The 15828-nt window shown below is 57.5% G+C and carries 14 protein-coding genes; 7 read left to right on the top strand and 7 right to left on the bottom strand.

Annotated elements, in window-relative coordinates; translation table 11 throughout:
* Positions 1 to 10: 10 nt before the first annotated feature.
* The 6 genes from H0S68_RS06685 to H0S68_RS06660 all read right to left on the bottom strand — a co-directional run bounded on the left by H0S68_RS06685 (position 11) and on the right by H0S68_RS06660 (position 7072).
* The gene (locus H0S68_RS06685) at positions 11 to 742 is read right to left on the bottom strand and encodes a substrate-binding domain-containing protein (protein WP_129940105.1); all 732 of its coding nucleotides are present in this window, start codon (positions 740 to 742) and stop codon (positions 11 to 13) included.
* Positions 735 to 1514 carry an ABC transporter ATP-binding protein gene (locus H0S68_RS06680; protein ID WP_046374199.1) on the bottom strand — a complete coding sequence of 260 codons (780 nt, stop codon included), beginning with the start codon at positions 1512 to 1514 and terminating at the stop codon, positions 735 to 737. Before H0S68_RS06680 ends, H0S68_RS06685 begins: the two co-directional genes overlap by 8 nt.
* Complete coding sequence (locus tag H0S68_RS06675; RefSeq protein WP_217330944.1) at positions 1507 to 2505, bottom strand: FecCD family ABC transporter permease; 999 nt, start codon at positions 2503 to 2505, stop codon at positions 1507 to 1509. The genes H0S68_RS06680 and H0S68_RS06675 overlap by 8 nt, the downstream gene beginning before the upstream one ends.
* A complete protein-coding gene (locus H0S68_RS06670; RefSeq protein WP_217330943.1) occupies positions 2502 to 3542 on the bottom strand; it encodes an ABC transporter substrate-binding protein in 1041 nt (346 codons plus the stop codon). Before H0S68_RS06670 ends, H0S68_RS06675 begins: the two co-directional genes overlap by 4 nt.
* Positions 3543 to 3729: 187 nt before the next feature.
* Entirely contained in the window at positions 3730 to 6027 is a 2298-nt protein-coding gene (bglX, locus tag H0S68_RS06665) for a beta-glucosidase BglX (RefSeq protein WP_410529450.1), read from the bottom strand.
* A gap of 115 nt (positions 6028 to 6142) precedes the next feature.
* Positions 6143 to 7072, bottom strand: a complete 930-nt coding sequence (locus H0S68_RS06660) for a LysR substrate-binding domain-containing protein (RefSeq protein WP_115059526.1) — start codon at positions 7070 to 7072, stop codon at positions 6143 to 6145.
* 264 nt (positions 7073 to 7336) lie between these two features.
* On the opposite strand from H0S68_RS06660, the gene H0S68_RS06655 reads away from it, so the two are divergent.
* Positions 7337 to 8491, top strand: a complete 1155-nt coding sequence (locus H0S68_RS06655) for a pyridoxal phosphate-dependent aminotransferase (RefSeq protein WP_410529255.1) — start codon at positions 7337 to 7339, stop codon at positions 8489 to 8491.
* 42 nt (positions 8492 to 8533) lie between these two features.
* Positions 8534 to 9313 carry an ABC transporter substrate-binding protein gene (locus tag H0S68_RS06650; protein WP_122077700.1) on the top strand — a complete coding sequence of 260 codons (780 nt, stop codon included), beginning with the start codon at positions 8534 to 8536 and terminating at the stop codon, positions 9311 to 9313.
* 36 nt (positions 9314 to 9349) lie between these two features.
* On the opposite strand, the gene ddlA is transcribed toward H0S68_RS06650, so the two are convergent.
* Positions 9350 to 10453 (bottom strand): D-alanine--D-alanine ligase, encoded by a 1104-nt coding sequence (ddlA, locus tag H0S68_RS06645; RefSeq protein ID WP_115059531.1) that lies wholly within the window; start codon positions 10451 to 10453, stop codon positions 9350 to 9352.
* A gap of 167 nt (positions 10454 to 10620) precedes the next feature.
* On the opposite strand from ddlA, the gene H0S68_RS06640 reads away from it, so the two are divergent.
* The 5 genes from H0S68_RS06640 to H0S68_RS06620 all read left to right on the top strand — a co-directional run bounded on the left by H0S68_RS06640 (position 10621) and on the right by H0S68_RS06620 (position 15634).
* Positions 10621 to 10824 carry a ParD-like family protein gene (locus tag H0S68_RS06640; protein ID WP_020825782.1) on the top strand — a complete coding sequence of 68 codons (204 nt, stop codon included), beginning with the start codon at positions 10621 to 10623 and terminating at the stop codon, positions 10822 to 10824.
* Positions 10821 to 11615 carry a type I methionyl aminopeptidase gene (gene map, locus H0S68_RS06635; RefSeq protein WP_046374205.1) on the top strand — a complete coding sequence of 265 codons (795 nt, stop codon included), beginning with the start codon at positions 10821 to 10823 and terminating at the stop codon, positions 11613 to 11615. The genes H0S68_RS06640 and map overlap by 4 nt, the downstream gene beginning before the upstream one ends.
* Before the next feature lie 119 nt (positions 11616 to 11734).
* Positions 11735 to 13453 carry a D-lactate dehydrogenase gene (gene dld / locus H0S68_RS06630; RefSeq protein WP_020825780.1) on the top strand — a complete coding sequence of 573 codons (1719 nt, stop codon included), beginning with the start codon at positions 11735 to 11737 and terminating at the stop codon, positions 13451 to 13453.
* 208 nt (positions 13454 to 13661) lie between these two features.
* Entirely contained in the window at positions 13662 to 14087 is a 426-nt protein-coding gene (locus tag H0S68_RS06625; protein WP_020825779.1) for a PAS domain-containing protein, read from the top strand.
* 5 nt (positions 14088 to 14092) lie between these two features.
* On the top strand, positions 14093 to 15634 hold the full coding sequence (locus H0S68_RS06620; RefSeq protein ID WP_410529254.1) for a flavodoxin domain-containing protein: 1542 nt from the start codon (positions 14093 to 14095) through the stop codon (positions 15632 to 15634).
* Positions 15635 to 15828 lie beyond the last annotated feature (194 nt).

Genomic DNA, 15828 nt, shown 5'->3' with positions numbered 1-15828 from the left:
TAATAAGCCATTAGCTCACCAGGTTGGCAGGTAAAAACCCCTGTTCACGCAGTATCGCCTGCCCCTGTTCCGCCAGAATAAACTCGGCCAAGGGCTGTGCCCGTCCATCCAACAGACACAGACCGTAGTCGGCCTCAATCGTCAGCGAAGGCGGTAACTGCCGCACCACCAGCTCGGGAAACCTTGCCAACGCCGCACCATAGCTGGCGTAACCGAGGAAGATATCCGCCTGCCCGCTGTTGAGCAGATACTCAGCCGCCGGCCGGTCCATCGGCAACGGCGCCGAATCTGGGCCACCCACCAGAGCCAAAGCCCGTTGCCGCAGGGCTGTCCCCTGCCCCGGCGCCAGGGATTCAATACGTTCAAATAATTGCAGCGCATAGTCACCGGAAGGATCGGCACCCGGCGTGGAGGTCGCCACCCGCCAACGCGAGTCCAGCAGTACCGCCAACAACGGGCGTTCTGTTAGTCCGGCAATATTACGTACCGTCGCGCATAACCGGTTACGGGCAAAAGTTTGTACCCGTGGCGATAAATGCAGATCGACCAATCGCTGCGGATGCGCCAGATTGGCCGAAGCGAAAACATGCGGCCGTTCACCGGCTTCAATGCGCTGACGCAGCAGGCCTGCGGGACCAAATACCGCATCTACAACCTCGCCGGTTTGTGCCTGAAACGCGGCCAGCAGCGGCCCAAATGCCACACGCAGGCTACCGGCGGCAAACAGCAGAAGATTACTCATGATGACGCTCCCTTTGACTGCGATATAAAGGCACCAGCGTTTCAAACTGCCGCCCCTCAATCTGCAAAGCCACCCGCTCAATCGCCAAATCAAACAGTGGCGACAAGCACTCGGCCGTCAGCACCCTGGCACAGGGCCCGATTTGATGCTGTCCCTCGGCCCCCAGCAGCAAGGCACGATCGGCCACCGCATGAGCATGGTTGGGTTGATGGGTCGAAAACATCACCGCCATCTGTCGTTCCCGCGCCAGTGACGAGATCAGGCTCAGCACCCGATCCTGGTGATGAAGATCCAATGCCGAAGTGGGTTCATCCAGTATCAGTACCTCGCAGCTCATCGCCAGTGCGCGGGCAATCAGCACCAGTTGCCGCTGTCCGCCCGATAAACTGCCAAATTCGCGGTCGGCAAAGCCCAACATATCCAGCGACTGCAGGGCTTCTTTCGCCAGCCGATGATCCTGCGCCGAAGGAGAGCGGAACAACCCCACATAACGCGCTCGCCCCATCAGCACGATATCCAGCACCCGATAGGCAAAAGGCGCCGTGAAATGCTGCGGCACAAAACCGATGCCGCCGGCACATTCAACCGCCCCCTGTTGCAGCGGCAGGGTGCCGAGCAACAGCTGCATCAGGGTACTTTTGCCTCGCCCGTTGGGGCCCAGTACCGCCAAGACTTCGCCACGCGACAATTGCAGGCTCAGCGCGTTAAACAAAGGCGCTTGGCCGGGCCAACCAAAACTGAGATCTTTAACCGTCAGTAATGTCTCAGCCATGCCAACCTCTCAGTTGCGCACGGCGCAACAGCAACGCAAACAGCGGTGCGCCAATCAATGCCGTTAAAATGCCCAGCGGAATTTCACTGCTGCTCAGCGTGCGTGCCAAATCGTCGATCAACACCATATACAACGCCCCCAAACACAGAGAAGCCGGTAACAGACGACGATGATCGGGGCCAACCAGCAGCCGGGCAACGTGCGGAATAACCAACCCAACCCAGCCAATGCTGCCGCTGACCGCCACCTGTGCGGCGACAATCGCGGCGCACAGCGTCAGGATCAACCAGCGGGTGCGCTCGACGTTAATGCCCAGTGCAGCGGCATCCTCATCCCCCATCGACAGCAAATTGATTCTCCAGCGCAATGTCAATAACAGCCCGCCAGCCAACAACAACGGCAGGAAAAGCATCAACAGTTTATTGTCGTCGGCGGTGGCGAAGCTGCCCAGCAGCCAGAACACGATGCTCGGCAGTTTCTCTTCGGTATCGGCCAGGTATTGCAACAGGCTGACGCAGGCGGAGAAAAAGCCGCTGAGGATCACCCCAGCCAGCACCAGCGACAAAATATTGCGCCGGGCGATGGCGCTGGTAATGGCAAAAATCAGCAGCAACGCCGCCATGCCGAATACAAATGCAGACAGCAACAGCGCGGCCATCGGCAGGCTAAGTAAAATTGCCAGCGTGCCGCCAAAGGCTGCACCGGAAGAGACACCGATGATATGCGGATCCACCAGCGGATTACGAAATACCCCCTGCAGCGCGGCGCCACACAGGGCCAGAGAGGCGCCGGCCCCCATCGCCAATAACACTCTGGGTACGCGAACCCCCAGAATCACCTGACGTTGAACCGCATCGATAGCACCGTTCGGGCCGGTCAACGGCTCGAGCAGGATCATCAGACTGTGAGCTGCCGATACCGGGTAACGGCCAATCCCCAACGACAGCAGCGCGCAAAGCAACGTCAGCAGGAGCAGCCAGCCAAGCCTCATTGCTCGCTCTGGCAACAGCTGCTGCGATAATACTGCCGGTAATAGGCATCCACCCGCTGCTGCAAATTGACGTCGCTAAAACGCTGCGGATACAGCTTTTTCGCCATCCAGAGTTCACCCAGCGCCAGCGCTTCCGGCATCGGGTAGCCCCAGGCCTTGGCGTATTCCGGCATCAGATAGACACGTTTATTTTTTACCGCGTCAATCCCCTGCCACTGCGGCGAACTGAGGATTTGCTGCACCACCTCGGGATAACGCTCCTGAACGAAAATCACCGCCGGGTTCCACTTCAGCACGTCTTCAATCGATACCTGCTTAAAACCCTGAATATCCTTCGCCGCCACGTTTAGCGCACCGGCGTGCTGCATCATCAGCCCGGTGTATTTGCCCGATCCATAAGTGGTTAAATCCGGATTGGCCATATACACCCGAACCCGTTGGTCCGCAGGCAGGTCTCGCAGCCGGTCGGCCACCAGCGTTCTCTGCTGAAAAACGTCCTGGATCATCGCTTCTGCCTGCGGCTGGTGCCCCATTACCGTGCCGATCAGGCGGATACCGTCCTGCAGGCCGAGGTTATAGGCCTGGTCTTCATCATTGAGTACCGGGTTCATTTTCCCGGCCTGATCCGCCGCCTCACGGCGCAACGAAATAGCCACCACCGGAATACCGGCCCTTTCAATCTGGGCAATCATTTCCGGCGGTGCATAGTTGGCGACAAACACCACCTGCGGGTGCAGGCTGAGCAGGCTTTCGATGTTCACCGAGGTGAGATCGCCCGGCATCGGCATGTTTGCCAACCCAGGTGCCAGTCGCAGATAATTCGGCCCCAGCTGTTTCTTCCAGCTACTGAGCACACCTACCACCTGCGGCAGCGCGTCGAGCTGCACCAGCAGGTTCAGCGTCTGGTGTTGCAGCACCACCGCGCGGGTGATGGTATCGGGCAATGTGACCTGTCTGTTGAGTTGGTCGGTGACCTGGCGATCCGCCTGTGCGGCGGAAGAGAAAAGAATAAAAATCAGCAACAAGCGTTTGAACATGGGGGTTTCCGGTGAGTTATCGTTATATATAAAATCATATAGCGATAGCTGTGGCGAAACAATCAGCGGGATCAAAACAACGGGATTTTCCGTGCGAAAGCAGAACGGTTATGCGTTGAAGAGCTTGGGATCTCAAAAGCAACGCAAACCCTCTCCCACCGCGATGAGAGAGGGTCAGAGAGGGTGATTACTTCAGCGTAAAGCTCTGTGTTTGCACGTTGTCGGAATCCAGACCCACCATCACGTTAAACTTGCCCGGTTCCGCGCCCCATTTCAGGCTGGCGTTATAGAACTTGAGATCGTCTTCGGTGATCGGCAGCTCAACAGTCTGCGCCTGGCCCGCTTTCAGCATCACTTTCTTAAAGTTGCGTAGCTCTTTCACCGGACGGCTGACCGAGGCGGTCACGTCCTGCAGGTACAGCTGCACAACGGTGGCACCATCATATTTGCCGGTATTCTTCAGCGTGACGCTGGCGGTGATCTTGCCGTTGCGCGCCATTGTCGGGCTGGAAAGTTTCAGGTCCGACAGGCTGAAGCTGGTGTAGCTCAGGCCATAACCGAAGGGATACAGCGGACCGTTCGGCGAGTCAAAGTAGCGCGAGGTGTATTTGCCCGGGTTTTCCTTGCCGAACGGACGGCCGGTGTTCAGGTGGTTGTAATACATCGGGATCTGACCGACCGAACGCGGGAAGGTCATCGGTAACTTGCCCGACGGGTTGTAATCGCCAAACAGCACGTCGGCAACCGCATTACCGCCTTCGGTACCGCTGTACCAGGTTTCCAGCATCGCATCCGCCTGCTGGCTTTCCCAACTCAGCGCCAGCGGCCGGCCGTTCATCAGCACCAATACCAAAGGCTTGCCGGTGGCTTTCAGCGCTGCGATCAGGTCGCGCTGGCTTTGCGGGATAGTAATATCGGCGCGGCTGGACGCTTCATGCGCCATGCCCTGCGATTCCCCGACCACCGCTACCACCACGTCGGCTTTCTTCGCCGCCTGTACCGCTTCGTCAATCATCTGCTGCGGTGGACGGGTGTCAAACGCCACCGCTGGCTCATACTCGTTCAGGTAGTCGATAATGCTCTTGTCCTGAGTGACGTTGGCCCCCTTGGCATAGAGGATTTTCGCCTTGTCGCCCACCGCACGTTCCAGCCCTTCGCGGAGGGTCACCGACTGTTTGATTACCCCAGCCGCTGACCAGCTGCCCATCACGTCACGCTGGCTGTCGGCCATCGGCCCGACCAGCGCAATGGTCGCCTGTTTGCTTAACGGCAATGTCTGCCGGTCGTTCTTCAACAGCACCATAGTCTTACGCGCGATCACGCGCGCTTCGGCACGGTGCAGGCGGCTTTCGGCATTGGTGTCCTGCGGGTCGGAACCTGCCGGGCCAAGATGGGTGTAAGGGTCTTTAAACAGGCCCATATCATATTTGGTGTTCAACACGTCGCGACAGGCACGGTCAATGTCGCTTTCCGACACTAGCCCGTCTTTCACCAGCCCCGGCAGGTATTGGTCGTAATATTCGTCGCTCATGCTCATGTCGACGCCAGAGGTGATCGCCAGTCGTACTGCATCACGCGCGTCCGCAGCCACACCGTGTTTTATCAGCTCTTTGATCGCACCGTGGTCGCTGATGGTGATGCCCTTGAAGCCCCACCGATCGCGCAGCAGGTCCTTCAGCAGCCATGGGTTAGCGGTGGCCGGAATGCCGTTCACCGAATTGAGCGACACCATGACGCCACCGCTGCCGGCTTCCACCGCCGCTTTATAGGGCGGCAGATAGTCCTGATACATCCGCAATGGGCTCATATCGACGGTGTTGTAGTCGCGGCCGCCTTCAGTAGCGCCGTACAGCGCGAAGTGCTTCACGCTGGCCATGATTGAGCCGGGCTTGGACGGGTCACCGTTTTGGTAGGCGTCCACCATCACCTTGGCGATTTTGGACACCAGCCAGGTGTCTTCACCGAAGCCTTCAGAGACCCGGCCCCAACGCGGATCGCGGGTGATGTCGACCATCGGCGAGAAGGTCATGTTCAGGCCGTCGTCGCTGGCTTCCTGCGCCGACACCCGACCGCTGAGTGCGATGGCTTCCAGATCAAAGCTGGCCGCCAACCCGAGGCTGATAGGGAACACGGTACGTTGGCCGTGCACCACGTCATAGGCAAAGAACAGCGGGATTTTCAGGCGGCTGAGCTTCATCGCCTGATCCTGCATAACGCGGATATCCGGCCGGGTGACGGTGTTGAAGATGGCGCCAATCTGCCCCTTGCTGATGCCGTCGCGGATCGCCTCTTTCGGGTTATCCGGGCCGACGCTGATTAACCGCAGCTGGCCGATTTTTTCTTCCAGCGTCATCTGCTTCATCAGGTTGGAAACAAAGGCATCGCGCTGCTGGGCATTAACGCCTTGCGTTACGGCGTTTTCCTGTGCAAAAACCGGGCTGATGGCCAGACCGGACAACATACTCACCACACAAAGCCATTTCATATTTTTTATCTCAGGCATGCTCCCGTCGCAGACCGCGGCGGAGATGATTAATCGATGTGAAAAGGCAGTGTGCCATACTCCTTTTCACCGCAGAAATACTTTGTAATGTTAAAGGTTACAAGCTATTAGCGCGGGCCGGGCGATAGTTTTTCAGCCGGGTGCGGCTTTGCGCCGCCTCATCGCCCAGGAAATCCACCAGCGTAGTTAATGCCGGCGATTGCACTGCTCGTTCAGGATAGACCAGATAGTAAGCCGCACCGCTGAGCACGCTGAGTGGGAACGGCGTAACGATACGCTGCGCCTGAATGTCTTCCTCCAGCAAACATAAATCACCGATGGCGATGCCAAAACCCTGCAGTGCCGCACTCATCGCCAGATCGAGCGTATCGAAATGCTGCGCCTTACCGGAAGGCAGCGCTTCCTGCCCCGCCGCCTTTAGCCACAGCAGCCAGTCGCGGCGATCGCGCGTGGGATGTAACAGCGTTTTCTCCGCCAGATCGGCCGGCGTCGGCGGGCGAGATAAATCGGGCAGGTAAGTCGGCGTGCAGACCGGCGTGAGAATTTCATCGAACAGATGATGCACCGTCAGTTTTTTGCCCTGCGGCTGGCCGAACACCACCGCGGCATCGAAGTGTTCCGCAGCGAAATCCAGCCCGTGCGATACCGAAGCGGTCAGCTCAATATGCATTTCAGGTCGCTCGTTTTGAAGCCGGATAATACGCGGCAACACCCAGCGCATGGCACAGGTCGGGCACTTGATCCGCAAGGTCCCCGGCTGCGCCCCGATTCGGCTCAGCGCCTCATCCAACTGTCCCAGGGCTTGCTGCACCGGGGCCAACAGCATGGCTCCCTGCGGCGTCAACGTCAGGCCTCGCGCGCGTCGGCTAAACAACGGATAACCCAGATGCTGTTCCAGCCCCAGTATTTGCCGGCTGACCGCGCCCTGCGTCAGGTGCAGGCTCTGGGCGGCGTGAGTGAAATTAAGACGCTGGGCCACCACCAAAAAGGTTTTCAATACGTCGAGCGACGGCAGTGATGACGACATGGCGAGTTCCTTGATATCCCCTGAAATCCAAGGATTCCCCCAAATAATTGGAACGACATCAAGGCGGCCAGTGAACGCAACCCGATGAGCTGACATGAGTCAGTGATTCGGGTAAGTAAGCGCAGCCAACGCCGAGATCGTTTCAAGAATGAAGAGGAATCAGTCATGATCTGAGTGCATGGCAAGTATGACAAACTTTCCCTTGTTGGCCTACCGTCATTGATGCTTAATCAAGCGATATCCCCCTATTCCCTGGAGCCACTCATGCAGAGCGCATGCGCACAACGCTCGAAGTTGCCGGACGTCGGCACCACTATTTTTACCGTTATCGGCCAGCTCAGCGCCGAACACCAGGCCCTGAATCTGTCGCAGGGCGCGCCAAACTTCGCCTGTGAACCGCAATTGGTTGAGGCAGTGTCGCAAGCCATGCGTGCAGAACATAACCAGTACGCGCCGATGAGCGGCGTGGCAGCATTGCGTATCGCGCTGGCGGATAAAGTTGAACGTTTATATGGCGCACGCTATGACGCTGACGAAGAAATCACGGTCATTGCCAGCGCCAGCGAAGGGTTGTATTCCGCCATCAGCGCACTGGTGCACCCTGGCGATGAGGTGATCTATTTTGAACCGGCGTTCGACAGCTATGCGCCGATCGTGCGTCTGCAGGGCGCCACTCCGGTGGCGATTAAACTGTCGCTGGAAGATCTGCATATTGACTGGGATGAGGTCGCTGCGGCCATCAACAGCAAAACGCGGATGATCATCGTCAACAGCCCGCACAACCCAACGGGCAGCGTATTCGGTGAACATGATATCGAACGGCTGACCGCCCTGACTCGCAATACCGACATCGTCATTCTGTCCGACGAAGTTTACGAACACGTGGTGTTCGACGGCGATATTCATCACAGCATGGCACGCCACCCGCAGCTGGCCGAACGCAGCGTGATCGTTTCGTCGTTTGGCAAAACCTATCACGTCACCGGCTGGCGCGTCGGTTACTGCATGGCACCGGCGGCGCTGATGGACGAGATCCGCAAGGTACACCAGTTTATGGTGTTTTCCGCCGATACCCCGATGCAGTACGCCTTCGCCGAAGCCTTGGCTAACCCGCAAAGTTATTTAGGGCTGGCGGCTTTCTACCAGCAAAAACGCGACCTGCTGGCGAACGCCCTGCAAGATTCGCGCTTTGAATTACTGCCCAGCCGTGGCAGTTTCTTTATGCTGGCCCGCTTTAGCGGTTTCAGCAGCGAAAGCGACAACGATTTTGCGGTGCGTCTGATCCGCGAAGCCAAAGTCGCCACTATCCCGCTGTCGGCGTTCTACAGCGACGGCACCAATACCGGCATTATTCGACTGAGTTTTTCAAAAGATAACCAGACCCTGCTGGAAGGCGCACGCCGTCTGTGTCAGGTGTAATGCATTCACTTTTGCTTTGACCATGGGAAAAGGGCTCTGAATATGAAATCACTGAAAACGTTGATCGCCGCAGGCTGCCTGCTGGCCGCCGGTTCCTCGCTGGCGGCGGAAAACACCTTGCGTTTTGGCCTGGAAGCGCTGTACCCACCGTTTGAATCCAAATCTGCCAGCGGTCAGCTCGTCGGTTTTGATATCGATCTGGGCAATGCCGTTTGCGCCGCCGCCCAGTTGAAATGCAGCTGGGTTGAAACCTCTTTCGACAGCCTGATCCCGGCGCTGAAGGCGCGCAAGTTTGACGCCATCAACTCGGCGATGAACGTCACCGATCAGCGTCGCCAGGCCATCGACTTCACCGATTCAATCTATCAGGTACCGAACCGCCTGATCGCCAAGGCCGACAGCGGCCTGTTGCCGAACGCCACCTCGCTGGCAGGCAAACACGTCGGCGTGCTGCAAGGCTCGATTCAGGAGACTTATGCCAAGGCTCACTGGGCGCCGCAGGGCGTGGACGTGGTGTCTTATCAGGATCAGAACCAGGCCTATCTGGACCTGACCGCCGGGCGTCTCGACGCCACGCTGGTGATGGCCCCGTCGGGACAAAGCGGCTTCCTGGCGCACCCGGACGGTAAGGGCTTTGCCTTCGTCGGCGATGCGGTCAGCGACGACAAAATCCTTGGCGAGGGCATTGCTTTCGGCCTGCGTAAAGGCGATGAGGCGCTGAAGAAAAAACTGAATGAGGCGATCGTCAAAGTGAAGCAGCAAGGCACGGTGAGCGAGCTGGCGAAGAAATACTTTGGCGATATTGACGTAACGGTGAAGTAAAAATCAGGGGCGAAAATCGCTTCGCCCCTGACTGTTTTAGCGATCGAATACCGAACTGTTCAACGCACGATCCTGCTGATGGCGCTCCAGCGCCAGCTCAATCAGACGGGTAATCAGTTGGCTATAGCTGATGCCGCTGGCGGCCCACAGTTTGGGATACATGCTGATATTGGTGAAGCCCGGCAGCGTGTTGATCTCGTTGATCACCACGTTGTTGTCCGGCGTCAGGAACACGTCCACGCGCGCCAAACCGAAACATTCCAGCGCCCGGAAGGCTTTCAGCGCCACCTCACGGATTTTGTCGCTCACCTCCGGCGTAATCGCCGCCGGTACCACGACCTGAGCGCCCTGCTCGTTGATGTATTTGGTGTCGTACGAATAGAAGGCGTCGCTCAGCACGATTTCGCCACACAGGCTGGCCTGCGGATCATCATTGCCCAGCACCGCACACTCGATTTCGCGGCCGACAATCGCCGACTCCACCAGCACTTTGTGATCGAAACTGAACGCCAGCGCCACTGCGGCCTCATAGCCGTCGCGATCCTGCACCTTGCTGACGCCCACCGAAGAGCCCTGGTTAGCCGGTTTAACAAACAGCGGCAGCCCCAGGCGTTCGCTGAGCTGTTCAAACGTGAATTTGGCGCGGTTGCTGCGCGTCAGGGTTACAAAGGGCGCGACCGCCAGCCCGGCATCACGCAGCAAGCGTTTGGTGACGTCTTTGTCCATGCTGACCGCAGACCCCAGCACGCCAGCGCCGACGAACGGCAAATTCGCCATCCGCAGTAGCCCCTGCAATGAACCGTCTTCCCCCAGCGTGCCGTGCACTATCGGGAACACCACGTCGAGCTGGCCCAGCGCACCGGCGCTGCCTGACTCGATCAACTGCTGTTTTTCCTGACCGGGGATCAGCGCTACATTTTTATTTGAGCGGTTCAACGCAATCAGCGCCGGGTTTTCCGCATTCAGCAGGTAGTTGGACGCATCGTTGATGTGCCAATGCCCCTGCTTGTCTATCCCCAGCAATGTGACGTCAAACTTCTCTTTGTCTATGGCATCCACAATGTTTTTTGCCGACTGCAGTGAAACCTCATGCTCCGCCGATTTACCGCCGAAGATCACCCCAACACGTAATTTGGTCACGCCCTAATCCTTCTGAAAAATCATGGCAAAAAAGTCGTTTATCACAATAAACGCATTGCCCCGTGGCAGCAATCGTTGCAACCCGGAAAATGACCACCCCACGGAATGCCAAATTGCGACCATCCAAAACGTATACACTTCGTATATTACTCACTGAGGAGCAGCCTATGGGCATTGTGAAAATTTCAGACGCGCTGCATGACGATCTACGCCTCGCCAGCCTGACGATGACGCGTTCGATTAACGCGCAGGCGGAATACTGGATCAAGATCGGCATGCTGGCGGAGTTCCATCCGGAACTGACCTACCCCCAACTGGTAAAAAAAATGATGAAAGATAACGCGATGACGTTAAAGGAGATTGTCGGGTGAAACAGATTGTGATCAAAACACCGGAAGAGATTGTCAAAATGCGTCACTCTGGCGCGCTGCTGGCAAAGGTGTTTGCTATGCTCGATGAGGTGATAGTCGAAGGTATCTCCACGATGGAGATTAACGACCGCGCCGAAGCCTTTATCGTTGATGAGCTGAAATCGCGCCCGTCTACAAAAGGACAGTACGGTTTTCCCTATGTGCTCAATACCTCGATTGACGAAGTGATCTGTCACGGCGTCCCGTCGGTCAGCAAAATACTGCGCTCCGGCATGATCGTTAACGTCGACATTACGCTGGAACACGACGGTTATATTGCCGACTCCAGTAAAATGTACTGCATTGGGCAGATCACGCCGCTGGCCAAACGGCTGGTGAATAACGTGTATGAGTCGATGTGGCAAGGCATTCGCGTGGTGAAACCGGGCGCGACGCTGGGGGATATCGGCCATGCAATTCAACAGCATGCAGAACAGGCCGGATACAGCATCGTGCGGGAGTACTGCGGCCACGGTATCGGCCGCGAGATGCACGAAGAGCCGGCGGTAATGCACTTTGGCAAACCGGGTACCGGAATGGTACTGCAGGAAGGCATGGTGTTTACCATCGAGCCGATGATCAATCAGGGCGACCACCGCATCAAGCAAAAGAAAGACGGTTGGACAGTGGTTACGCGCGACAAAAAGCTGTCTGCCCAGTGGGAGCACACCGTGGCGGTCACCGCCGACGGCGTGGAAATCCTGACGCTGCGCGACGAAGAGCGCCAGGCTGGTTACAAAGAACGATACTAAGTTATTAAGCCATTAAGCTACCAAGTTAATGACTTACTAAATTAATCACCTCATGGATTTCACCGGGCAATCGACAAGGCTGCCCGGTGGAAAACGATGGGGACGACAGGGAGATCGGCATGACGCAGTCCACCAGCGCCACCAACCAGGCGTTTCTCAGTAAACTCAAAAGCATCGTCGGTGGCCCGCAGCTGCTGACCGGTGAACGCAGCACCGAACGTTACCGCAAGGGCTTCCGCTCCGGCGAGGGCCAGGCGCTGGCGGTGGTGTTCCCGACACGCCTGCTGCAGTTGTGGCAGTTGCTTGAAGCCTGCGTCGCCGCCGATAAAATCGTCATCATGCAGGCGGCGAACACCGGTCTGACCGAAGGTTCAACGCCCAGCGGCAACGACTATGACCGTGATATCGTCATTATCAGCACCCTGCGGCTCAACCATGTGCAGGTGCTGGACAATGGCAAACAGGTGGTCGGCTTCCCCGGCAGTACGCTCAACCAGTTGGAAAAATTGCTCAAGCCTTATGGTCGCGAACCGCATTCGGTAATTGGCTCGTCCTGCATCGGTGCTTCGGTGATCGGCGGCGTGTGCAACAACTCCGGCGGTTCACTGGTCAAACGCGGCCCTGCCTATACCGAGATGGCGCTGTATGCCCAACTGGGTGAAGACGGTCAGTTGCGTCTGGTTAACCATCTGGGCATTAACCTCGGGGACACGCCGGAAGAGATCCTTACCCGCCTGGAGAAAGGCGACTACCGGCCGGAAGATGTCGAGCACGGCGAACTGCGTGCCTCCGACAATGAATACGCCAGCCGCGTACGCGACGTTGATGCCGATACGCCCTCCCGTTTTAACGCCGACAAGCGCCGCCTGTACGAAGCCTCCGGCTGCGCAGGCAAGCTGGCGGTATTTGCCGTGCGGCTGGACACCTTCGAGAAAGAAGGCAAAGAGCAGGTGTTTTACATCGGGACCAACGACACCGCCGTACTGACCGAACTGCGCCGCCACATGCTGAGCAAATTTGACAACCTGCCGGTTGCCGGCGAATACATGCACCGGGATATTTTTGATATCGCCGAAGTGTACGGCAAAGACACCTTTATGATGATCGATAAGCTCGGCACCGATCAGATGCCGACCTTCTTCACTCTGAAAGGCCGCATGGACGCCAGCCTCAACAAGCTGCCGTTGCTGCCGCATAACCTGACCGACCGCCTGATGCAGGGCCTGAGCCATCTGGCGCCCAGCCACCTGCCTAAACGCATGAAAGAGTATCGCGAGCGCTTTGAACACCACCTGCTGCTGAAAATGGCCGGGCCGGGCGTCGAAGAGGCGCAGCAGTACCTGAGCCAATACTTTGCTCAGGCCAACGGAGCGTTCTTCGTCTGCACCCCGGATGAAGGCAAGAAAGCTTTCCTGCACCGCTTTGCCGCCGCCGGAGCCGCGGTGCGTTACCATGCGGTGCACGCCGACAAGGTCGAGGATATTTTGGCGCTGGATATCGCGCTGCGCCGCAACGACACCGACTGGTTCGAAACCCTGCCGCCGGAAATCGACAGCCAACTGGTGCACAAGCTGTATTACGGCCACTTTATGTGTCACGTCTTCCATCAGGATTATGTGGTGAAAAAAGGCGTCGACAGCCATGCGCTCAAGGAAAAGATGTTGGAGATCCTCAACCAACGCGGCGCGGAGTACCCGGCGGAACATAACGTCGGCCATCTGTACACCGCCAAGCCGGATCTGCAGGCGTTCTACCGCAGCGCCGATCCCACCAACAGCTTTAACCCCGGTCTGGGCAAAACCAGCAAGCGGAAGCACTGGGCCGGTAACGGTCAATAACCTTCTTCCCTCAGGTTCGCCGCTGTACGGGCGAGCCCTCCTTCAAGATGCTTCCCTCTTTTGCAATCTTAAAGATGCATTTTTATTGCAACTTTAAAGTCTGCTGATTATTATGCGGTGTAAATAAGAATCAATAACAAATTTGTCATGACGGATACGTGACATCTGCCGTGACGTTCACCGCAAAATTAATGAGAAGGAACCTACCATGAGCCAGACCCTCGATTCCGCCCAACTGCTGTCTGCACTGGACAAAGTGATGGTGATCTCTACCACCGACCTGCAAGGCACCATCACCTATGTCAACGACCTGTTTTGCCAGCTCACCGGCTTTACCCGGGAAGAACTTGTAGGGCAACCCCACAACATCGTGCGTCACCCTTCCGTCCCCAAGGCCATCTATAAAGAGATGTGGGATACCATTAAAGCCGGAAATATCTGGACCGGCATCATTCCCAACGTTGGCAAGGGTGGCGTGCTGTATGTGGTCGACACCACTGTGCAACCGCTCTATGACGCTCAGGGCAAAATCGAGGCCTACATCAGTATCCGCCGTGTGATCAACGATCTGATGACCGATTTCGACTCCGTCGAATTCTCCAAAGAACAGTTCGACAACCACTACGATAAGTAAGAAACATGGCCGATATCATCGAACGTATCCTGATTGGCTACGGTTCGGAATCGGGCAAAGCCCAGGCGCTGGCTACGCGCTTGGGCGAGTTACCTTTTCTGCACCCTTACGCCCCCACCCTACTGACCCTCAACGAAATTTCACCGGCAGACCTGGGGAAAGGTGACCTATTGCTCATCGTATCCAGTTCGTTTGGCGACGGGGAGCCGCCCGCCAACGCCGAGCTTTTTTTCGACGCTCTGGCACACACGCCAAACCTCACGCACCTGCGCTACGCCATTTTCGGCTTGGGTGACACGGCTTACCCGCATTTTTGCGGTTTCACGCAATGGCTTGACGCCGGGTTGTCCGAACGCGGCGCGCAGGCCATCGTCAACCGCGTTGATGCCGACCTAAACTTCGAGAGCTTTTTCACTACCTGGTCAGCCGTAGTGGAACAGGTAATTGCGGGGGATTGGCAGGCCGGTCGCGATCTGCATCTGCGCGTCACCGCCTATGGCGAGGACAACGCTTTTGCCGCCGGCTTGCTGGAGCGCCGTTCGCTCAGTGCTCGCGCGCCGCATGCCTGGCATCTTCGTCTGGATATCAGCGGCAGCGGCATCGCCTACCGGGCAGGCGATACGCTCTACCTGTTGCCGGAAAACGACGAGGCTTTACTGCTTCGTCTGTCAGCCTGGCTCGACCGGCCGGAGGCCGCAGAGGCGCTGCGCCGCCGGGAACTGCGCCAAATAAGCAAAGCGATATTGCGCGAACTGGCGCAGCTTGCCGGCAGCGAAGACCTTAAGGGGATGCTGAAAATCCGCCAGCGCAAAGCGCTGGAAGCCTACCTGTACGGCGCCGATCTGCTGGACGTGCTGCAAGAGTTTTGCACGCCGCAGTCGGTCACTTTGGATGATCTGCTAACGCTGCTCCCTGCCTGCTTACCGCGCGCCTATTCGATCGCTTCGGCTTCGCGAGAAGACAGCCTGGATTTGTGCGTTCGCGAGGTTCGCTACGAGCGTAATGGGCGCACCCGAAACGGCACGGCCACCGGCTGGTTGCTCGATAACCCAGGCCCCTTCCGTGTCTTCTGCCGCGCCAATCCCAACTTCTACCTGCCACACGATCCGCAAACTCCCGTGCTGTTCATCGGCACCGGTACCGGTATCGCCCCGTTGATAGGCTTGCTGCGTGAAATGGCGATCGACGGCGGACAGCGAGAAACCGCCTTAATCTTCGGCGAAAAACGCCGCGACGAAGACTTCCTATACCGCGAAGAGCTTGAGTCGCTGTGCAAGAATGGCGTACTGAATCGGCTCATTACCGCGTTTTCCCGCGATGGTGCCGCCAAATACTACGTGCAGCACGCGATCGAAGAACATGCCGATTACGTGAGGGAGCTGTTGCTTAAGGGGGCACACCTCTACCTGTGCGGCAACCGACAGTATCTTGAAACCGCCGTCGCGCAGGCGCTGGAAAAGGCTTGTGCTCCAGGGGACGAAACCGCGACGGACAGCCTGTGGCAAAGGCTGACGCAACAAGGGCGTCTGCATCTGGAGCTGTACTGAGAACGGTTGCGGAGTGCGCCGTTTTTAGGTTGCGCCCTCCGCCAAACTTGACTATCTTGAAGAGGTTAATCACTCCCTGTATTCAGGAATATCCATGACAGAGTTTGCGCACGCTACCGATCCTGCGAACACGCCGCTTGCGGCCGTCGTTCTGCTGTGCGCATCCTCAGCCCCACCCGCCGTTTTCTCTGTCG

The organism is Serratia sp. AXJ-M, assembly GCF_046531865.1.
Lineage (GTDB): Bacteria > Pseudomonadota > Gammaproteobacteria > Enterobacterales > Enterobacteriaceae > Serratia > Serratia liquefaciens.
This window is presented reverse-complemented; position numbering and strand designations above follow the sequence as displayed.